The following is a 19643-nucleotide window of genomic DNA, read 5'->3' as shown; positions in this document are numbered from 1 at the left end:
TCCGGCTGCCTGAAGGAGCTTGACTGCCGCCTGAGTGAGCTGTTCAGTCCATGACTAAGCTTTCTGGCCAGCAGACGGCGCGCGGGCCGCCGCTGTGGTTAGCGCAGTACGGCCCGCAGGGAGTTATCCAGCGCGCCGACCAGCCAGTCGATATCGCTTTCCTGAAAAGCCAAAGGCGGACGCAGCTTCAACACGTTGCCGTAAGGCCCGGCCACCGAGGTCAGCACGCGGTTTTCACGCAGCTTTTCGGTGACATCCAGCGCCAGCTGTTTGTCCGGCGTTTTGCTGCTCTTGTCTTTGACCAGCTCAAAGCCGATAAACAGCCCCGCGCCGCGCACGTCACCTACGCATTCGTACTTCTCTTTCAGCGTCAGCAGCTCTTTCAGCAGTTTTTCGCCCACGACGCGGCTGTGTTCCTGCAGCTGTTCTTCTTTAATCACCTGTAACACTGCCTGCGCCGCCGCCATCGCCACCGGATTGCCGCCAAACGTATTGAAATAGGGAATATCGTCGCTGAAAGCGGCCAATACGTCGCTTTTCGCCAGCAGTCCGGATACCGGAATGCCGTTGCCCATCGGCTTGCCGGTGGTAACGATATCCGGCACGACGCCGTGCCGCGCAAAGCCCCAGAATGCCTCACCGGTACGGGCAAAGCCGGGCTGCACTTCGTCGGCGATAAAGATGCCGCCGTTGTTGTGCACCACTTCAATCGCCTTTTGCAAAAAGCCTTTCGGGCCGGGCAGCACGCCATCGGAGGAGAAAATCGAGTCGGCAAGGAAGCCGGCGAATTTAATACCGTGTGCGGCCATATCGTCGATCTGCCGCTGGATTTCGTTGGCGAACCAGTCGCCCAAATCCGGCGCGGTGACGCGATAGCGATCGGGCGGCGAAACCAGGCGGGTGGTGGTGGCCAGCGGCTGGCCGGAGCCTAAAGCAGGCGAAACGCCGGAGGTCAGATCGCTGGTGCCGTGATAGGCCTCCTGGCTGACGATAATACCCGTGCCGCCGCTGAAGGCCCGCGCCACGCGGATAGCCAGGTCGTTCGCCTCCGAACCGGTGCACATATACATCGCCCGATCGATTTCGCCGGGCAGCGTCGACAGCAGCGCTTCCGAATAGTCGAGAATGTGCTCATGCAGATAGCGAGTATGGGTATTAAGCTGCTGCATTTGCTGATATACCGCATCAATGACCGCAGGATGGCAGTGGCCGATGCTCGCCACGTTGTTATAGGCATCCAGATATTTTTCTCCGGCGGCATCCCATAGATATTGCCCTTCGCCCCGCACCAGATGTACCGGCTTGCGGTAAAACAGCCGGTAGGATTCGCCCAGCACCCGGCTGCGTTTATCGGTAAGTTTCCGCACGTCGGCGTCCAGACCGGCGGCGTGCTCTGCGCGAAAACTGTTGGTATCCATGATGGTCGAACGTGTAGCCATGATAACTCCCGTTGCGAAAGGATGAAGGCGTGCAGCCGTCTTTTTATAATGACTCTTTTTTGTTTTAATGCAACAAAATACACATATGCAATAAAATACACATGCACGGCGATCGTTTGTCGGTTAGGCTGGTGCCCTTGTCCGGTTAAGGAACGCAATCATGCTTCAGGAATCGCGTCTGCATCGCATTCGCGCGCTGCTGGCTACGCTGGGTCATGTCAGCACCGAGCGCATTATCAAAGAGTTAGGCGTTTCACGCGAAACCGCCAGAAGAGACATTATCGAGCTGGAGGCGCTGGGCGCGGCCCGTCGCGTACACGGCGGGCTGATGTCGCTGACGGCGGAGCCGGAACCGCCGCTGATGGTGCGCAGCGAAGTCCGCGCCAGAGAAAAACGCGCTATTGCGCGTGCCGCCGCGCGGCTGTTAACGCCGGGCCAGACGCTGTTTATCGACGCTGGCAGCACCACCACCATGCTGGCGGAAGAGCTACGCACCATGTCCGGCCTGACCATCATCACCAACAGCCTGCAGGCGGCGCTAAAACTTTCCGCTGCCGAAGAGGGCGAGCAGCTGAACAACAGCATTATTCTGCTGGGTGGTGCGATGCTGGCCGGTGCGCAGGAAACGCGCGGCGAGCTGACGGTGGCGGAAATTTATCGCTACCGCGCCGACGTGGCGATGCTGTCGCCGACCGGCATCGACAGCAAAAACGGTGCCAGCAGCTTTCATCCTTACGAAGCGGCCATCGCGCGCGCAATGGTGCATCAGGCGGCGCGATCGATCCTGCTGGCCGATCACAGCAAGCTGGGCGTGAGCAGCCGGATGCAGTATGCCCGGCCTGAACAGATCGCGGTGCTGGTCACCGACAGCGGCGCGGCGGGCGTTCAGGCTTTCGCCTCGCTGGAAACGGCACTGCCGCAGGTGGTGATGGCGTAACGCTTTAAACAGACCTGCTATCTTTTAAAAAAAGTAGTGTGCAAAAAAGGGCAAATTGATGACTCAGCAGAAAATGACCTGGTGGGAGAAAACTGTCGAATACACTTTTATCCTCCAATTTCAGCGCCATTTAAAATTTCTTTCCCCATTAGAGGATTTCTATGAAAAAGGCGGCGATACAATATTTAACGATAGCAATCGATGGATTTTGATCGAATTTAAAAAAGATGCGAGCAGCGTAAATTCAGAAAAAGGCAAGTTTGGTGCCGACGCTAAAACCGCTGCCGTACGCTATAAAGAGGCGCTAAAAGCGCTTAATGAGCACGACAATCACCATGTCATTATCTACGGACGTATTGGTAAAAATTCAGAAAACTCCTCCGCTATGAAAAATGGTGCACCGTTGGAACTGGTATGTCACACCTATTTTTCTGACAAAGTCAGGACAAATTATCCGGAAATGGTTAATCACGGCAAAAATTATCAGGATTTTTTCAATTATCTTGAGCAGTTTACTGCCTTTAAGTATGACAAGAAATCAGGCAGCAGCGGCCGGGGTCTGACCGCTGCTGTTTATGAACAGGTAGCCTGTATTGATGCCGATGGCAACGTAGCCGCCATGATGAGCAAGGATGACTTCACCAAAGGATATAACCTGACGCCTTCTTACCAACCAAAGCCGCCAGAGCCGGGGTCAAATACTTCTTCTTACACACCCTGACTCAACCAGCTATTAACCGCTGCGGATGGGTATAAACCGTGGCGCGGCCCGGCTTGCTGAAGCCGACCAGCGTCAGATTGCTGCGCTGCGCCACCTCAACCGCCAGTTTGGTCGCGGCGGAAACCGCAAAGAGAATTTCCACGCCGCACATGGCGGATTTCTGCACCATCTCGTAGCTGGCGCGGCTGGAAACCAGCACCGCGCCCTGCTGCCAGCTGGCCTGCTGACTGCGCAGGCCGAGCAGCTTATCCAGCGCCACGTGGCGACCTACGTCTTCACAGCCGCCCGCCAGATTGCCGTCTGGCGCTATCCAGGCCGCCGCGTGCGTGCAGCCGGTCAGCTGCCCGACGGGCTGGTAGCTTTTCAGCTGCGACAGCGCGCCGTCCAGCCGATCCAGCGAAAAGGTTTGGCTGAAAGGCAGCGGCTGCACGGGCTTGCCGATTTCCGCCAGCTGCTCCACGCCGCAGACGCCGCAGCCCGTGCGGCCCGCCATTGCCCGGCGCTGCGCTTTCAGCCCCATAAAACGGCGGCTGGACAGCTCTATCTGCACCTCAAGCCCGCCGCAGGAAGGCTGAATATCAATGCCGTAAATATCGCCGGGCGAGCTGATAATCCCTTCGGAGAGGGAAAAACCGATGGCGAATGCCTCGAGATCTTTCGGCGTTGCCATCATCACCACATGCGAAATGCCGTTATACACCAGCGCCACCGGCACCTCATCGGCCAGCCAGTCCTCCTGTGCCGTCTCCAGCGTACCGCGCTGCCAGACCTCAATCTGACTGACGCCGGCCATGCTCTGTTCACCCGCCTTGCTCATTTCACTCACCTGTCTTTCCCGTCACTCAAGCCGCGCCGCTAATTTTTTCGCCTGTAATTTTGAACCCGCAAGAGAACGACCGCAAAACAATAATCCGCGCAACGGTGTTTTCCGGCGGCAAAAAGCACAAAAAGAAACGGATAACCAATCGCTGCCAGGGCCTCGGGTTGCAACCGGCCTGGTGGACAGCGACGGTCGCAGACCGGAACATGGACATGCCGTAGAGGCTTTTTTGCTGCGTGCAGCAAACCGTCGTGGTTAAAAAACATCCCTTAAATTACGCTTAACAAGGAAGTTGACGAGAGCGGACGCTATAATTTTAGCCATAAGCGCATTTTTCAGGCCGCCGCAGGCGCGCAATACGCGATGCGGCGGCCCTGCTTTACCGGTAAGTTGAGCGTGACAGGAGATTGACCACCGCGCGCCATGCGGGTTTACGCCGCTTTAGAGGCGAAACAGACTATTTGAAGACCGGGTGCCCGACTACCGGGCAAAAAGTGCGGCTAATGCGCGTTCCGCCGACGATATTAGCGCGCCAGATAACAGGAATTCCTGATGACTATTCGCATAATCCCGCAGGATCCGCTGGAGAAAAGCGAAACAAAAATGGCGGAGACGATCCCGCCGTTACTTTTCCCCAGGCTGAAAAATTTGTATGCCCGCCGCGCCGCGAGACTGCGTCAGCTGGCAGAGAAAAATCCGTTGGGCGACTATTTGCGCTTTGCGGCCGTTATCGCCAGCGCGCAGGAGATAGTGCTTTACGATCATCCGCTGCGGCTGGATTTGCAGGCGCGCCTGGCGGAAGCCGCACGCATCGGCAAACCGCCGCTGGATATCAACACGCTGCCCCGCGATCCGCACTGGCAGCGTCTGCTCCATTCGCTGATCGCTGAAATGAAGCCGGAAATGTCCGGTCAGGCGCTGGCGGTACTGGAGAATCTGGAAAAAGCCTCTGCGCCGGAGCTGGAAGCCATGGCTAACGCGCTGTTCGCCAATGACTTTTCACAAATAGCCAGCGACAAATCGCCTTTTGTCTGGGCGGCGCTCTCGCTGTACTGGGCGCAGATGGCGGCGCTGATCCCCGGCCGCGCGCGCGCCGAATATGGCGAACAGCGGCAGTTTTGTCCGGTGTGCGGCAGCGTGCCGGTTTCCGGCGTAGTGCATATGGACCAGCAGGAGGACGGCCTGCGCTATCTGCACTGCAATCTGTGCGAAAGCGAATGGCACGTGGCGCGCGCGCGATGCAGCAACTGTGAGCAAACGCAGGACCTGCACGCCTGGTCGCTGGAAGGCAATCTCGCGTCCATTAAGGCCGAAAGCTGCGGCGACTGCGGCACCTATATGAAACTGCTCTATCAGGCAAAAGATCCGGCCGTAGAAGCGGTTGCCGACGATCTCGCCTCGCTGGTGCTGGATGCGCGAATGGAACAGGAGGGCTTTTCACGCAGCAGCCTGAATCCATTCCTGTTTCCGGGAGAATAACGTGATAAACAGGCCATTCGGTTTTGAAGGGGAATTCGCGTAATGAAATTAATCGGCAGCTATACCAGTCCTTTTGTACGGAAAATTTCGGTCATTTTGTTGGAAAAAGGCATCACCTTTGAATTTATCAACGAATCGCCCTGGACCGACGAAAGCCACGTTCCGCACTACAATCCGCTGGGTAAAGTCCCGGCGCTGGTGGCTGGGGAAGATACCTGGTACGACTCGCCTATCATCGCCGCTTACCTGGAGCAGCTGGATATCGCCCCGGCGCTGATGCCGCATGATCGGCTGGCGGCGCTGAAGGTACAGCAGCTGGAAGCGCTGGCGGATGGGATCGGCGATGCGGCGGTGATCCTGCTGCGCGAACAGATGAGGCCGCCGGAGCTACAGATGGAGAGCCAGCTGCTGCGCCAGCGCGAAAAAATCGCGCGCGGTCTCGACGCGCTGGAACAAGAGGCGGCCAAAGGCACCACGATCAACGGCGAGGCCATCAACGTGGCGGATATAGCCGTCGCCTGCCTGATAGGCTTCCTGAATTTTCGCCGCGTGATCCCTAACTGGTGCGTGGAACGGCCTGCGCTGGTCAAACTGGCGGAAAAAATGTTCCAGCGGGAAAGCTTCGCCCGCACGGTGCCGCCATCGGCCTGATGGTGAACCCGTTTACCGCCGCCCGGATAACGGCGCCTCCGCCGCGGCGCCTTAGCGCCGGGGCAAGCTGATGGTCATCGTCAGCGCAGGTCATGCCGCACACGGTAAAACTACGCTGCTGCAGGCGCTGACCGGCGCGGCGCTCGATCGGCTGCCGGGTGAAAAGCCTCAGGACAGCACGGTCGATCTCAACTACGCCTGGTGGCCGAGGCCGGATGGACGGATCTTCAGTTTTATCGACGTGCCGGGCCATCAAAAGCACCTCGCTAATATGCTCAGCGGCGTCACCGGCCCGGATCACGCGCTGCTCGCCGTGGCGGCCGATGACGGCATCATGCCGCAAACCCGCGAACATCTGGCGATCCTGCAACTGAGCGGGCAGCCGCCGCTGACCATCGCAATTACCAAAGCCGACCTGGCCAACGCCGCACGCATCAGCGACACCGAGCGGGAAATCCGTACGCTGGCCGCGCTGATGGGCTGGCCGGACGTCACGCTGTTTGTCACCAGCGCGCTGAACGCCACCGGCATCAGCGCCCTTGCCGACCATATCAGCCAGCTGCCACCGCGCGCGATCGCGCCCTGTAAACGCTTTCGCCTGGCTATCGATCGCGCCTTCAGCGTGCCGGGTACGGGCACTGTGGTCACGGGCACCGCGCTGGGCGGCGAGGTTCGCGTCGGTGACAGGCTCTGGCTGACCGGCATGAATAAAAGCGTCCGCGTGCAGGGTCTGCGGGCGCAAAACCAGCCTGCCAGCGTCGCCTGCGGCGGCCAGCGGCTGGCGCTTAACCTTGTTGGCGGCGTCGAAAAAAGCGAGCTGTCCCGCGGCGACTGGCTGCTGCAAGAGCCGCCCGCCGTGCTTTCCAGCCGGGTGGTGGTGGCGCTCCAGCCGCTTCAGCCGTTAAAACAGGCGCAGCGGCTGCATATTCATCATGCCGCCAGCCATATCACCGGCAGCGTGACGCCGATGCAGGATAACCTGGCCGAGCTGACGCTGGATAAACCGCTGTGGCTGGCAGATAACGATCGGCTGATCCTGCGCGATATCACGGCCCGGCAAACGCTGGCGGGCGCTCGCGTGGTGCTGTTGATGCAGAAAAAAGGCTGTATGCCACAGCCCGACGCGACGCGCTGGCTACAGCAGCTGGCCAATGCGCAGGACGATGAGGCAACGCTGCGGCTTTTGCTTCAGGCCCGTCCCTGGCGCAAAACGCAGCTGGCCTGGGCACGCCAGCTGACTGCCGAAGGCTTTTCCGCTGCGCTCAGCGCCATTGCGCCGGTTGAAGCGGGCGACTATCTGCTGCTGGCAGAGGTTACCGCAGGATGGCGGCGGCAGGTGCTGGATACGCTGGCGGGCTACCATCGCAAGCACGAAGACAGGCCGGGGCTGGGGCGAAGCCGCCTCAGAAGGATGGCGCTGCCCGGCCTGCCGGAAGCAATCGGGCTGGCGGTTATCGACTTATTGCTGGCCGACGGCGCGCTGGCGTTTCGCTATGGCTGGCTGCGTCTGCCTGCTTTCTCCGTCAGCTTTACGCCAGAAGAGCAGGCGCTGTGGCAGCAGGCCAAACCGCTGCTGACGCAGGATAGCGGGTGGGTGCGCGATATGGCAACCTGCCTGAACGCCGACGAGGCGCTGATGCGTCTGACGCTGCAAAAAGCCGCCAGCAGCGGCGAAATTGCGGCGATTGTTCACGATCGCTACTACTCCCGCGCGCTGATTGAACGGTTTGCCGACACCATTCGCCAGCGGCATCAGCAGGGGCTTGCCACCCGCGCGGCGGACTTTCGCCGCCTTTTCGCTATGGGCCGCAAGCTGGCGGTGCAGATCCTGGAATTTTTCGACCACAGCGGCTTTACCCATCGTCAGGGCAGCGATCATCTGCTACGCGACGACAGCATGTTCCCCTAATCCTCCTTTTTCCCTAACGCTTCCCTTATTGATGCGACACAAATTTAGCCCGCTGATTTTGTGGGATAAATAAGCCTGTTTTTTAAACAAAGGGATTTGAGCTTATATGAAAATTTTCAGTAAGCGCCGCTGGCCGTTTATCGCGCTGATTGCTATCGCCACGCTGCTGGTCGTCGCCGGCAGCGCGGTAGTGCTGCACAAAACCAGCGACACCGCTTTTTGCGTTTCCTGCCACAGCATGTCGAGGCCGCTGGCGGAATATCAGGGCAGCATTCACTTCCAGAACCATGCCGGCATCCGCGCGGAATGCGCCGACTGCCACGTTCCCAACGAGCCGCTGGCCTGGATGGCGACCAAGCTGGGTGCGAGCAAGGATCTGCTGGGCGAACTGACCGGCAAGCTGGACAGCGAAGAGCAGTACAATGCCCACAAGCTGGCGATGGCGGAGTCGGTATGGCAAAAGATGAAGGCCAGCGATTCTGCGACCTGCCGCAGCTGCCATAGTTTTGCCGCGATGGATATGCTGGGCCAGCGGCCGGAAGCCAGGAAAGCGCACCCTGTTGCGCTGAAAAGCGGCGAAACCTGCATCGACTGCCATCGTGGCGTGGCGCACATCCTGCCCGATATGCGCGCCAGCAACGCTTCCGGCGCCGCTCAGCTAACCGCGCTGGCCGCCGCAGCCAAAACCGATAACCGTCCTCTCTATCCCATCAGCACGCAGCCTTTCACCCTGGCATCCCATGACGGGCCTGCCGCAGGCACGCTGTTTCCGGCGGCGGAGCTGCTGCCGTACCGGCATAAAAATGGCCGTACTGAAGCACAGCTGAAAGGCTGGCAGCAGGATGGCTCGACCGGCGCGATCTACGCGGCCAAAGGCAAACGCATTATCAGCGCCATCGTCGCGCCGGAAGCCGCGCCGCAGATAAAAATCCTCGCCACGGAGGAAGACAGCCAGACGGAAACAAGCTGGCACCGCGTTTCGCTCGATATAGCGGTCGCCAGCGACGCGCTGATCGCCGATCGGGACAAGCTCTGGCAGCAGGCCGCCAGCCTGATGACCGCCAACTGCACGGGCTGCCACGGACTCACCGCGCCCGACCACTACACGGCGAACCAGTGGACGGGGGTGATAAAAGGCATGGCCTCGCGCACTTCGCTGGATACGGAGCAGCTGCGCCTGCTGACGCGCTACGCACAGCAGTACGCCAGCGACATGAAGTCGACCGCACAGGGAGAACCCCATGAAAAATAATCGTTTCGGCCTCAGCCGCCGCCAGTTTCTCGCCGCAGGCGGCACGCTGCTGGCCGCCGGCTCGCTGGATCTGCTATACGCCCGCTCCGCGCTGGCTCAGGCCATCAGCCAGGCAATGCCGCTGTTTACCGCGCTCAGGCCCGCCAGAAAAGGCATCCTGACCGCCGCTCACTGGGGCGCTTTTGAAGCGCTGGTAGAGAACGGAAAAATGGTCGGCGTACAGCCCGTGGAGGACGATCCCGCGCCCAACGAGCTGATCACTATGGCGCCTTATCAGGTTCACGCAGCCAACCGCATCACCGCGCCGATGGTGCGGCAAAGCTGGCTGGAGCACGGGCCGGGCAGCAATACGGCGCTGCGCGGCCGCGATAAGTGGGTCAGCGTCAGCTGGGAAAAGGCCACCGAGCTGGTCGCCAACGACATCCGCAGGCTACAGCGCGAGCACGGCCCGTCCGCTATTTACGCCGGATCCTACGGCTGGAAAAGCACCGGGATGCTGCACAACTCCCGCGCGCTGCTGCACCGCCTGATGAACCTGGCGGGCGGCTTTCTGGGCTACAGCGGCGATTACTCTACCGGCGCGGCGCAGGTGATTATGTCGCACGTGGTCGGTTCAATGGAGGTTTACGAGCAGCAAACCAGCTGGCCGGTGGTGGTGGAAAGCAGCGAGCTGGTGGTGCTGTGGGGCTGCAATCCGCTGGTAACGCTGAAAAACAGCTGGAACGTGCCGGATCACGTCGGGCTGGAAGGATTTGCGGCGCTGGCCGCCAAAGGCACGCCGGTTATCTGCATCGATCCCGTATTTAGCGACAGCGCCAAAGCGCTGAATGCGGAATGGATCGCGCCGAAAGCCTATACCGACGCCGCGATGATTTTGGGCCTGGCGCATACGCTGCTGGCAGAAAAGCGCCATGACGAAGCTTTTCTTGCCCGCTATACCACGGGTTTTGAAAAGTTTCGCGCCTACCTGCTGGGCGAAAGCGACGGCCTTGTCAAAAGCGCGGAATGGGCCAGCGAGATCTGCGGCATCGCGCCGGCGCAGCTGCGCCAGCTGGCAAGAAGGATGGCAGGTCAGCGCACCATGATCATGGCCGGCTGGGGCATTCAGCGCCAGCACCGCGGCGAGCAGCCGCACTGGCTGCTGGTAACACTGGCCGCCATGCTCGGGCAAATCGGCCTGCCGGGCGGCGGTTTCGGCTTCAGCTACCACTACTCTTCCGGCGGCAGCCCAACGGCGCGAGGCGGGATCCTGTCGGGCATCAGCGCGGGCGTCGCGCCTGCCGGTTCGCCGCCGCCGATCCCGGTAGCGCGCATTGCCGACTGCCTTGCCAATCCCGGCAAAACTATCGCTTTTAATGGCAAAGAGGTGACTTATCCCGACGTCAAAATGGTCTACGTCGCGGGGGGCAATCCTTTCCACCACCATCAGGACACCAACAATTTGCTGCTGGCCTGGCAACGCCCGGAAACCATTGTGGTGCAGGATCCTTACTGGACGGCCACCGCCAGACACGCCGATATCGTGCTGCCCTGCACCACCAGCTATGAGCGCAACGATATGGATATGGGCGGCGACTATTCGCAGCGCTATCTGTTCCCGATGCGCCAGTGCGTGCCGCCGCAGCACCAGGCGCGCAGCGATTTCGCCATTTTTCAGGCCATTGCGACCAGGCTCGGCGTCGAACAGGCTTTTACCGAAGGCCGCGATGAAATGCTGTGGCTGAAAAAGCTGTATGACGATATGAAGCAGCAGGCCAGAAACGCCGGCGTCCCGCTGCCGCCGTTCGATCTGTTCTGGCAGTCCAATAACTACATTCGCTTTCCGGTACCGGAAGAGAATAAAAAGTGGGTGCGCTTTGCTGACTATCGCGCCGATCCGCTGTTGAATCCGCTCGGCACGCCCAGCGGGAAAATTGAAATCTTCTCTAAAACTATCGCGGCGATGCACTACGACGACTGCGCGGGCCTGCCGGGCTGGCAGCCGCCGCAGGAGTGGCACGGCAGCCCGCAGGCGCAGCGCTATCCCCTGTCGCTGAATACCGCGCATCCGAGCCATCGACTGCATTCCCAACTGGATAACACGCCGCTGCGGCAAAAATATGCCGTCAGCGATCGCGAAGCGATCCTGATCCATCCGCAGGATGCCGTCACCCGAGGGATCCAGTCCGGCGATCTGGTCAGGGCGTTTAACGATCGGGGTCAGATCCTGGTCGGCGCGCTGGTAACGGAAGCGATCCGTCCCGGCGTAGTGCGCATCAGCGAAGGCGCCTGGTACGATCCCGCCGAGCCTGCCGAACCGAAAACGCTGTGCAGGAACGGCAACGTAAACTGCCTGACCTTCGATATCGGCACCTCACGGCTGGCGCAGGGCAACTGCGGGCAGATGGCGCAGCTGGAGGTGGAGAAATTTACGGGCGCGCCGCCGCCCAATACCGCTCATGCCGTGCCGGAAAGCGCACGCCAGCCGATCAGAAACGCGCGCTGACGCCCAGGTTATAGATAAACTGCTCGCCGGTGCTGAGGCCGCCGGTTTGCGACACCGAGGCGAAGGCCGCCGCGCTGTCGCCCAGCGGCAAGTTTGCGCCGACGGTCACGTCCGCCCAGTTGCTGTCCTGGCGGGCGGTATCGCGCGTGAAGCGGGTCTGCGTTGACTTCAGCCCGCCGCCGGCGCGCCAGACGTTATCGCCAAACTGGTGGTTATAGCTGACCGCCGCCCAGGGATTGATCCCGCCCAGCGTGGCATCCAGCCGCCAGCCCAGCGCGCCAATCTGCGAATGGTAGTTCTGATCGGCGAAGCGCATGGCGGTGCTGCTCTCGCCCCGCTCGCTGTAGCCCTCTACCGAACTGTAATCCAGCGCGTACTGTGCCGTCGGGCCGGTGGTAAGCGACGCGCCCAGCGGAAAATCCCAGCCGGTGGTAATACGCGCGCCGAGCTGTTTACCGTCGGTATCGCCCTTTTCCGTCCGCGTCGCCGGGCCGATGGCAAAACGCCGCTGGATATCGTCATAGCGGGCAAAAGCGTAGTGCACATCCGTATTTATCCAGCCGTTGTCCAGAAAAGCGAGCTCGCTCCAGGCCGAAAATAGCCAGCCGCGCAGCTTGTAATCGAAGCGAGATGAAGGATGCTGCGTGTCATCCGAGCCGGAAACCAGCGCGCCCACCAGCAGTGAATCGGTCAGCTTATAGTCCACGCCCAGCGTCAGGTTATGGGTGGTGGCGTTGCCGTCGCCCGCCGCCAGATTGGCGGCATAGTCGTAATGTTGACCGGCGTAGCCGCCGAACACGTTAAGCGATCCCTGCGGATTGTCGCTGTGGCGCTGCTGCTGCAAGCGACTGTCGAGCGTGGCGCGCGCATCGCGAGAGAGCGCCAGCATCGCCTGATCCAGCGCCACCACCTGCGCGGGCGCGTTCAGCACGGCCTCAATATAATCGGCGATCAGCTGGTGCGTAGCGGGGCCGGGATGCAGACGATCGGCAAACAGCAAAGCCTGCTCGTCGGAAAAACCGGGCGTAGCCGAAGTGCAGACCGCCGCTGAAACGCCGGGCGGGCAGGCCATGCCGGCCGTATTGCTTAAGCCATAGCGCGCCGGGTCACTGAGGATCTCGCTGAAAAGACCGTTGATATCCACGCGCACAATGTTGCCGCCCAGCTGCGCCAGCCGATCGTCTTCCAGCTGGTTATAGCGGTTGGTCAACGCGCTGCCCTGCTCGCTAAGGCTTTGCCACGCGGCAAACAGCCGATCGGCGATAGCCTGCCGCACGGCGGTCACGCTGCTGGCCTCACCGGCGGCGGCGTACAGCGCCTGGTAAATCGCCTGATTGCGGCTGTTCAGATCCGGCGTCGTCTGGCCGTTCAGGGAAGCGAAGGCCGCAGCCAGCGCCGTACCGGCAACGGGCGCCAGGCCGGTCTGGATGACCGCCTCCAGCAGCACCGGCGCCGCACCGATATTGGGCACGGTCGGCACGATAACCGTTCCGGCTCCGGCAGCCAGCAGCTGCTGTACCTGGCCTGCGGCGGCAAAAGCACTGTTGCTGACCAGCCCTGCCGCCTGCTGCGGATTCAGCGCGGCCGCCGCCAGATCGTTGCCGCCGATCCAGTGAATATAGAGGCCGTCGGCATCCGCCTGGCCGCCCCTGGCCGCCAGATAAGCGGCGAGCTGGTTAGACGTATTGTTGTCGGCATTCAGCAGCGGCAGCGCCACCGCTTCGCCCGCGGCATAGTTGCTGCCGCCGTTATTGGAAGGCTGGAGCGACTGGTCGATTTTTGCGGCCAGAATTTCGTCATAGAGCGGATGTCGGCTGCTGTCCCAGGTATAGCGGCCGTTATTACCGCCATCGCTCAGGCTGTCGCCAAAGACGGTGTAGCTATCCCAGGCCAGCGCCGGAAAAGTCGAGACGGCATAAAAGAGCCACGCGCTTCCGGCAGCGCGCAGGCGCGAATATTTTTTTAGCATGGCGTGACTCCAGAAAGAGCCTGAAAGCGGCGGCATAACGCCGGTTATTTTGTTGCTATCATCGTCAACCTGTCAGATAACTATTGCCTTTCCGGGCATTGCGTCAAGCCTTTTACGTGTATTTTTTAACCGATTCAGATAAGGAACTTTACTTATGCAGCGTTGCGGTTGGGTGACTCAGGATCCGATCTATCTGGCCTATCATGATACGGAATGGGGCGTGCCGATTACCGACGCGCAGGCGCTGTTTGAAATGCTGTGCCTGGAAGGTCAGATGGCCGGCCTTTCCTGGCTGACCGTCTTAAAAAAGCGGGAAAACTACCGGCGGGCGTTCTGCGGTTTCGATCCTGAGCAGGTGGCGTTGATGACGGAAAGCGACCTCGATCGGCTGATGCTGGACAGCGGGCTGATCCGCCATCGCGGCAAGCTTTCCGCTATTGTCGCCAACGCGCGCGCGCTGCTGGCGATGGCGGCGCAGGGCGAGACCTTTGCTGAGTTTATCTGGCAGTTTGTCGATCGCCAGCCGCAAATCCACCGCTACAGCGACTATCGCGCTGCGCCAACCTTCAGCACCGTTTCCGATGCCCTTTCTAAAGCGCTAAAAAAGCGCGGCTTTAAATTTGTCGGCACCACTACCTGTTATTCGTTTATGCAGGCCTGCGGGCTGATTAGCGACCACACGACCAGCTGTTTCTGTCATCCGGATAACCTCAGGTAGCGTCTCTTTACAAATTTAGGAAGACAACACGGTTTTTTTTCGGCGCGGGGTCGGCATAATCGCTTCTTTTCAGGCTATTTTCGCCAGTCGCTGTTCAGGAAACGCTATCCATGAAAAAACGTTTTGTTACTCTTGCTCTGGTTTTGAGCGGTACCATCGCCCTGTCGGGCTGCACCACGAATCCTTACACCGGCGAACGCCAGGCGGGTAAAGCCGGTATCGGCGCGGGCCTGGGCGCCGCGCTGGGCGCAGGCGTCGGCGTGCTCTCCTCTTCCAAAAAAGATCGCGGCAAAGGCGCGCTGATTGGCGCAGCGGCAGGCGCGGCGCTGGGCGGCGGCGCGGGCTACTATATGGACGTGCAGGAAACCAAGCTGCGTGAAAAAATGCGCGGCACCGGCGTCAGCGTGACGCGTGAAGGCAATAATATCGTGCTGAACATGCCGAACAGCGTCACCTTCGACAGCAGCAGCAGCTCGCTGAAGCCTGCAGGTGCCAACACGCTGACCGGCGTGGCAATGGTGCTGAAAGAGTATCCAAAAACCGCCGTTAACATCGTCGGCTATACCGACAGCACCGGCAGCCGCCAGCTGAACATGAACCTGTCGCAGCAGCGCGCCGACAGCGTAGCCAGCTCGCTGATCACCCAGGGCGTGGCGACCAATCGCATTCGCACCGGCGGCATGGGGCCGGACAACCCGGTCGCGACCAACAGCACGGCCGCAGGTAAAGCGCAGAACCGTCGCGTGGAAATCACCCTCAGCCCGCTGCAGTAATCCCGCCAGCCGGACAATCTTTGTCCGGCTGTTTCCCTGCCCAACCGCCTGACTGTGGGCGAGACCGCCCTTATGCTTTATGATGGCCGGATCCGCTTTCCGCCATTACCCGCTATCTTAAGATTTAAGCCCGTGATGGCTGCTTTCATTTTTACTCGTTCAAGGATCGCTATGAACCGCAAGGCCGCACGCGCGACAATCAGCGACGTTGCCAGAAAAGCCCATACGGGCAAAACCAGCGTTTCTCGCTATCTCAACGGCGAGCAGCACCTTCTGTCCGCCGATTTAAAGCAGCGGATTGAAACCGCCATTGCCGAACTTAACTATCGACCCAGCCAGATGGCGCGTGGCCTGAAGCGCGGGCGCACCCGCTTAATCGGCCTGATTATCGCGGATATTACCAATCCTTACTCCGTTGATGTGATGTGCGGCATTGAGGCGGCCTGCCGCGCGCAGGGCTTTACGCTGCTGATGTGCAACACCAATAACGAGGTGGACCAGGAGCAGCACTATCTGAATCTGCTCAGCAGCTATCAGGTGGAAGGGATCGTGGTTAACGCCGTGGGGATGCGCGAGGAAGCGCTGAGCCATCTCCAGCAGTCGCTGCTGCCGATGGTGCTGATTGACCGTAAGATCCCTGATTTCGCCTGCGACGTGGTAGGGCTGAATAACCACGAGGCCGCCGCGCAGGTCACAACGCATCTGCTTGAAGAAGCCTTTGACGCCATTCTGTTTGTTACCGAGCCATTGGGCACCGTCAATACCCGCCACGAGCGCCTGAAAGCGTTCCGGGAAACAATGGCGCAGCATCCGCAGCGCGAGGCCGAACAGGCTGAGGTCGCCTTAAACGACAGCGCGCGGCTGGATAGCATCCTGCAAGATTTTTATCAGCGCCATCGCCACCAGCGCTGCGCCGTATTGGCCGTTAATGGCGCGCTGACGCTGCAAATCGCGCGCAGCTTCAAACGCCTGGATCTGCGCTGGGGCGAAGATTTAGGGCTGCTGGGCTTTGACGAGCTGGTCTGGTCGGAACTGGCGGGCGGCGGCATCACTACGCTGAAACAGCCTACTTGGCAGATTGGCTATGCGGCGCTGGAGCAGGTTATCCGCCGTATTGAAGGTGACGAAGCGCCGCCGTGCGAGCAGCTCTACTCCGGCGAGTTGATTATCCGCAGTTCCACGAAGTTCGCCTGATTTCCCTTCTTTTCACCGTATTAACGCAGCGGTCGGCTTGACCCGCTTCGTTCTGACGCTTTTCCAGTAAATTTCCAAATAATTGTCCACATCGTGAGCGCGATCATAAAACCGCGCTCCGCCCCTTTCGGTTGGAACCGGTTCCAGTTAACGTTTTTGTAACGTCAGGGCCACCGCCCGGAGGAAAAGATGAAACCTGAAATTATTGTAGTGACCGCCGCCTATGGCCGCGATCGGATCGGCGAACTCGGCGGTCAGCAGGCCGTGGTGCCGATTGTCGCCGCTGCCGGCGCAGACGGCATTGAGATCCGCCGCGAGCTGTGCAGCGAAGCGGAAATCCAGCAGCTGCCCGCGTTGGGCAAGGCAATCAGCGATGCCGGGTTGACGGCGTTCTACTCCGTACCGGAAGCGCTTTATACTGAAGAAGGCGCGCTGAATCCTGGGCTGGCAAGCCACCTCAACGAGGCGCAGCAGTTAAACGCCCGCCTGATAAAATATTCATTAGGCCACTATCAGCCCGGTTCGGATGGCTCGCCGCTGCGCGACGGGCTGACGCTGGTGGTGGAAAACGATCAAACCGACTGCGGCACGCTCGCCGCCCTCAACGGCTATTTTTCTGACGACGCGCCTGTTGGGATGACGTTTGATATGGGCAACTGGCTATGGGTGGGCGACGACCCCATCCGGGCAGCGGGAAAGCTGGCGTCTTTCGTCAGCTATGTGCACGTCAAAGCCGCTGCGCCGACCGCTGACGGCTGGCGCGCCATCGCGCTGGACGAGGCTGATAATCTGTGGCGGGAAACGCTGGCGCTGCTGCCCTCCGACGTGCCGCGCGGTATTGAGTTCCCGCTGGAAGGCGACGACCTGGTGGCCGTCACCCGTCACTATGTAGATTTGCTGCGAGAGGTATAAATCATGACCCTTCATGAAAACGGCACGCTGGATGCGGTGACCATCGGCGAAGCGATGGCGATGTTTATCGCCAGCGACACCGGCGATCTGGCGGCGGCGGAGCATTTTACCAAACGTATCGCCGGGGCCGAGCTGAACGTCGCTATCGGCCTGGCTCGCCTGGGCCTGAAGGTAGGCTGGGTCAGCCGCGTCGGCGATGATTCCTTTGGCCGCTTTACGCGCCAGCAGCTGGAAAAAGAGGGCGTCGACAGCCGTCAGGTGACCACCGATGCTCGCTATCCTACTGGTTTCCAGCTGAAATCCCGCGTGGAAGACGGCTCCGATCCGCTGGTGGAATATTTCCGTAAAGGCTCTGCGGCCAGCCATCTGTCAGTCGAGGATTTCAACCGCGACTATTTTGGCGCAGCGCGCCACCTGCACCTGAGCGGCGTGGCGGCGGCCATCTCCGACAGCTCGCTGGCGCTGTCAAAGCATGCGGCGCAGGAGATGAAGCGGATGGGCAAAACCATCTCCTTCGATCCGAACCTGCGTCCCGTGCTGTGGTCAAGCGAGCGCGAAATGGCTACCCAGCTCAACGCGCTGGCGGGCTTTGCCGACTGGGTTTTACCGGGCATCAGCGAAGGCAAAATCCTGACCGGCTACGACCAGCCGGAAGCGATCGCCGATTTTTATCTGGCGATGGGCGTCAAAGCGGTCATCATTAAAACGGGCTGCGAAGGCGCCTGGTATAAAACCGCCGAGGGCGAAAAAGGCCAGGTCGACGCGATCAGAACCGCTAACGTGGTGGATACGGTTGGCGCGGGCGACGGCTTTGCCGTTGGCGTCATCAGCGCGCTGCTGGAAGGGAAAACCCTGCCGCAGGCGATTAAGCGCGGCAACCGCATCGGCTCGCTGGCTATCCAGGTCAGCGGCGACAGCGAAGGCTTGCCCACGCGCGAAACGCTCGGCGATTTTTAAACAGCGGGCGACACGAACCGGACCAGGCTTCTAACCGAACCATAATGAGCCGCACCCACCCTACAATGCAGAGTGCGGCCACCTCCAACAGAGGAAGCAGACGATGAATAAGCAGACAATCGCGCCTAAACGCTGGTGGTACATCATGCCCATCGTGTTTATCACCTACAGCCTGGCGTATCTCGACAGGGCCAATTTCAGCTTTGCCTCGGCCGCCGGCATCAATGAAGATCTGGGCATCACGCACGGCATGTCGTCGCTGCTGGGCGCCCTGTTCTTTCTTGGCTATTTCTTTTTCCAGATCCCCGGCGCGATGTACGCCGAACGCCGCAGCGTAAAAAAACTGGTTTTCGTCTGCCTGGTGCTGTGGGGCATTTGCGCCTCGCTGACCGGCATGGTCAGTAATATCCCGATGCTGGCGGCCATCCGCTTTGTGCTGGGCGTGGTGGAAGCGGCCGTGATGCCGGCCATGCTGATCTATATCAGCAACTGGTTTACCAAGTCGGAACGCTCTCGCGCCAATACCTTCCTGATCCTGGGCAACCCGGTCACGGTGCTGTGGATGTCCGTGGTTTCCGGCTATCTGATCAACGCCTTCGGCTGGCGCGAAATGTTTATTTTTGAGGGCATTCCGGCGGTGATCTGGGCCGTGGCCTGGTGGTTTATGGTGCAGGATAAGCCCGCTCAGGCGAAATGGCTGAGCGAAGAGGAAAAAGCGGCGCTGGCGGCACAGCTGCAAAAAGAGCAGGAAAACATTAAGGCGGTGCGCAATTACAGCGAGGCGTTCCGCTCGCGCAATGTCATTATCCTTTGCATTCAGTATTTTACCTGGAGCATCGGCGTCTATGGCTTTGTGCTGTGGCTGCCTTCTATCCTGCGCAACGGGATGCAGATGGGCATGGTGGAAGCGGGCTGGCTCTCTGCGGTGCCTTACCTGGCCGCCACCGTGGCGATGATCCTGGCTTCCTGGGCTTCCGACAAGCTGCAAAACCGTAAACTCTTTGTCTGGCCGCTGCTGTTAATTGGCGCGCTGGCGTTTTTAGGTTCATATCTTGTAGGGGCGAATAATTTCTGGCTGTCGTTCAGCCTGCTGGTGGTGGCCGGTGCCGCGATGTACGCGCCTTATGGCCCGTTCTTCGCCATTATCCCGGAAATGCTGCCGCGTAACGTAGCGGGCGGCGCAATGGCGCTGATTAACGCGATGGGCGCGCTAGGCTCTTTCCTGGGCTCCTGGGTCGTGGGTTATTTGAACGGCGCGACGGGCAGCCCTTCCGCTTCGTATATCTTTATGGGGGTATCGCTGCTTATCTCGGTCTGGCTGACGCTGATCGTAAAGCCAGCAGCCAATAAGCAACCCCCGATGCCGCATGGCGCTAAACACGCTTAACGGTGCGGGCCGCCTGGCCCGTGCCTTAAAGAAACAGGGA

At 60.2% G+C, this 19643-nt stretch carries 16 protein-coding genes; 13 read left to right on the top strand and 3 right to left on the bottom strand.

The genetic code is table 11. The features are described from left to right. Positions 1–98: 98 nt before the first annotated feature. The gene (locus tag AB3U87_RS12830; RefSeq protein WP_394149273.1) at positions 99–1439 is read right to left on the bottom strand and encodes an aspartate aminotransferase family protein; all 1341 of its coding nucleotides are present in this window, start codon (positions 1437–1439) and stop codon (positions 99–101) included. Between the two features lie 160 nt (positions 1440–1599). On the opposite strand from AB3U87_RS12830, the gene AB3U87_RS12825 reads away from it, so the two are divergent. Both AB3U87_RS12825 and AB3U87_RS12820 read left to right on the top strand, forming a co-directional pair. Then, positions 1600–2376 carry a DeoR/GlpR family DNA-binding transcription regulator gene (locus AB3U87_RS12825; protein WP_394149271.1) on the top strand — a complete coding sequence of 259 codons (777 nt, stop codon included), beginning with the start codon at positions 1600–1602 and terminating at the stop codon, positions 2374–2376. A gap of 58 nt (positions 2377–2434) precedes the next feature. Beyond that, positions 2435–3097, top strand: a complete 663-nt coding sequence (locus AB3U87_RS12820) for a hypothetical protein (RefSeq protein WP_394149269.1) — start codon at positions 2435–2437, stop codon at positions 3095–3097. Between the two features lies 1 nt (position 3098). Here the strand turns inward: AB3U87_RS12820 and fdhD are convergent, their stop codons facing one another. Beyond that, positions 3099–3914: a formate dehydrogenase accessory sulfurtransferase FdhD gene (gene fdhD, locus AB3U87_RS12815; protein WP_301730573.1), complete on the bottom strand. Its 816-nt coding sequence runs from the start codon at positions 3912–3914 to the stop codon at positions 3099–3101. Positions 3915–4469: 555 nt separating this feature from the next. On the opposite strand from fdhD, the gene fdhE reads away from it, so the two are divergent. From fdhE to torA, 5 genes are all read left to right on the top strand, one after another. After that, complete coding sequence (gene fdhE, locus AB3U87_RS12810) at positions 4470–5396, top strand: formate dehydrogenase accessory protein FdhE (protein ID WP_253456717.1); 927 nt, start codon at positions 4470–4472, stop codon at positions 5394–5396. A gap of 42 nt (positions 5397–5438) precedes the next feature. Further along, positions 5439–6047 carry a glutathione S-transferase gene (locus AB3U87_RS12805; protein WP_301251558.1) on the top strand — a complete coding sequence of 203 codons (609 nt, stop codon included), beginning with the start codon at positions 5439–5441 and terminating at the stop codon, positions 6045–6047. 70 nt (positions 6048–6117) lie between these two features. Continuing rightward, positions 6118–7956: a selenocysteine-specific translation elongation factor gene (gene selB, locus AB3U87_RS12800; RefSeq protein ID WP_301251559.1), complete on the top strand. Its 1839-nt coding sequence runs from the start codon at positions 6118–6120 to the stop codon at positions 7954–7956. Positions 7957–8062: 106 nt separating this feature from the next. Beyond that, positions 8063–9208 carry a NapC/NirT family cytochrome c gene (locus AB3U87_RS12795; protein WP_253456727.1) on the top strand — a complete coding sequence of 382 codons (1146 nt, stop codon included), beginning with the start codon at positions 8063–8065 and terminating at the stop codon, positions 9206–9208. Then, positions 9198–11693, top strand: coding sequence for a trimethylamine-N-oxide reductase TorA (gene torA, locus AB3U87_RS12790; RefSeq protein WP_394149265.1), 2496 nt, complete (start codon positions 9198–9200; stop codon positions 11691–11693). The genes AB3U87_RS12795 and torA overlap by 11 nt, the downstream gene beginning before the upstream one ends. Here torA and AB3U87_RS12785 read toward each other — a convergent pair. Further along, positions 11677–13662, bottom strand: a complete 1986-nt coding sequence (locus AB3U87_RS12785) for an autotransporter outer membrane beta-barrel domain-containing protein (RefSeq protein WP_370734857.1) — start codon at positions 13660–13662, stop codon at positions 11677–11679. The genes torA and AB3U87_RS12785 overlap by 17 nt on opposite strands. Positions 13663–13816: 154 nt before the next feature. Here AB3U87_RS12785 and AB3U87_RS12780 point away from each other — a divergent pair, with 154 nt between their 5' ends. The 6 genes from AB3U87_RS12780 (at position 13817) to AB3U87_RS12755 (ending at position 19603) form a co-directional block, all read left to right on the top strand. Beyond that, positions 13817–14380 (top strand): DNA-3-methyladenine glycosylase I, encoded by a 564-nt coding sequence (locus AB3U87_RS12780; RefSeq protein ID WP_370734856.1) that lies wholly within the window; start codon positions 13817–13819, stop codon positions 14378–14380. 110 nt (positions 14381–14490) lie between these two features. After that, the gene (locus AB3U87_RS12775; protein WP_253456740.1) at positions 14491–15153 is read left to right on the top strand and encodes an OmpA family lipoprotein; all 663 of its coding nucleotides are present in this window, start codon (positions 14491–14493) and stop codon (positions 15151–15153) included. Between the two features lie 171 nt (positions 15154–15324). Further along, positions 15325–16347, top strand: a complete 1023-nt coding sequence (locus AB3U87_RS12770) for a LacI family DNA-binding transcriptional regulator (RefSeq protein WP_370734854.1) — start codon at positions 15325–15327, stop codon at positions 16345–16347. A gap of 189 nt (positions 16348–16536) precedes the next feature. Then, positions 16537–17259 (top strand): sugar phosphate isomerase/epimerase family protein, encoded by a 723-nt coding sequence (locus AB3U87_RS12765; protein ID WP_394149262.1) that lies wholly within the window; start codon positions 16537–16539, stop codon positions 17257–17259. A 3-nt stretch (positions 17260–17262) separates the two neighbouring features. After that, on the top strand, positions 17263–18216 hold the full coding sequence (locus AB3U87_RS12760; protein ID WP_301251568.1) for a sugar kinase: 954 nt from the start codon (positions 17263–17265) through the stop codon (positions 18214–18216). A 103-nt stretch (positions 18217–18319) separates the two neighbouring features. Beyond that, a complete protein-coding gene (locus tag AB3U87_RS12755; protein WP_394149260.1) occupies positions 18320–19603 on the top strand; it encodes an MFS transporter in 1284 nt (427 codons plus the stop codon). Positions 19604–19643: the final 40 nt, after the last annotated feature.

The organism is Erwinia plantamica, assembly GCF_043420595.1.
GTDB classification, from domain to species: Bacteria; Pseudomonadota; Gammaproteobacteria; order Enterobacterales; family Enterobacteriaceae; genus Erwinia; species Erwinia aeris.
This window is presented reverse-complemented; position numbering and strand designations above follow the sequence as displayed.

Excerpts from the sequence above, each read along its gene's own strand:
- AB3U87_RS12780 (WP_370734856.1), top strand. The coding sequence starts at position 13,817 with ATGCAGCGTTGCGGTTGGGTGACTCAGGATCCGATCTATCTGGCCTAT.
- AB3U87_RS12765 (WP_394149262.1), top strand. The coding sequence starts at position 16,537 with ATGAAACCTGAAATTATTGTAGTGACCGCCGCCTATGGCCGCGATCGG.
- AB3U87_RS12820 (WP_394149269.1), top strand. The coding sequence starts at position 2,435 with ATGACTCAGCAGAAAATGACCTGGTGGGAGAAAACTGTCGAATACACT.
- AB3U87_RS12775 (WP_253456740.1), top strand. The coding sequence starts at position 14,491 with ATGAAAAAACGTTTTGTTACTCTTGCTCTGGTTTTGAGCGGTACCATC.
- AB3U87_RS12795 (WP_253456727.1), top strand. The coding sequence starts at position 8,063 with ATGAAAATTTTCAGTAAGCGCCGCTGGCCGTTTATCGCGCTGATTGCT.
- AB3U87_RS12805 (WP_301251558.1), top strand. The coding sequence starts at position 5,439 with ATGAAATTAATCGGCAGCTATACCAGTCCTTTTGTACGGAAAATTTCG.
- torA (WP_394149265.1), top strand. The coding sequence starts at position 9,198 with ATGAAAAATAATCGTTTCGGCCTCAGCCGCCGCCAGTTTCTCGCCGCA.
- AB3U87_RS12825 (WP_394149271.1), top strand. The coding sequence starts at position 1,600 with ATGCTTCAGGAATCGCGTCTGCATCGCATTCGCGCGCTGCTGGCTACG.
- AB3U87_RS12785 (WP_370734857.1), bottom strand. The coding sequence starts at position 13,662 with ATGCTAAAAAAATATTCGCGCCTGCGCGCTGCCGGAAGCGCGTGGCTC.
- AB3U87_RS12830 (WP_394149273.1), bottom strand. The coding sequence starts at position 1,439 with ATGGCTACACGTTCGACCATCATGGATACCAACAGTTTTCGCGCAGAG.
- fdhE (WP_253456717.1), top strand. The coding sequence starts at position 4,470 with ATGACTATTCGCATAATCCCGCAGGATCCGCTGGAGAAAAGCGAAACA.
- AB3U87_RS12760 (WP_301251568.1), top strand. The coding sequence starts at position 17,263 with ATGACCCTTCATGAAAACGGCACGCTGGATGCGGTGACCATCGGCGAA.
- AB3U87_RS12755 (WP_394149260.1), top strand. The coding sequence starts at position 18,320 with ATGAATAAGCAGACAATCGCGCCTAAACGCTGGTGGTACATCATGCCC.
- fdhD (WP_301730573.1), bottom strand. The coding sequence starts at position 3,914 with ATGAGCAAGGCGGGTGAACAGAGCATGGCCGGCGTCAGTCAGATTGAG.
- selB (WP_301251559.1), top strand. The coding sequence starts at position 6,118 with ATGGTCATCGTCAGCGCAGGTCATGCCGCACACGGTAAAACTACGCTG.
- AB3U87_RS12770 (WP_370734854.1), top strand. The coding sequence starts at position 15,325 with ATGAACCGCAAGGCCGCACGCGCGACAATCAGCGACGTTGCCAGAAAA.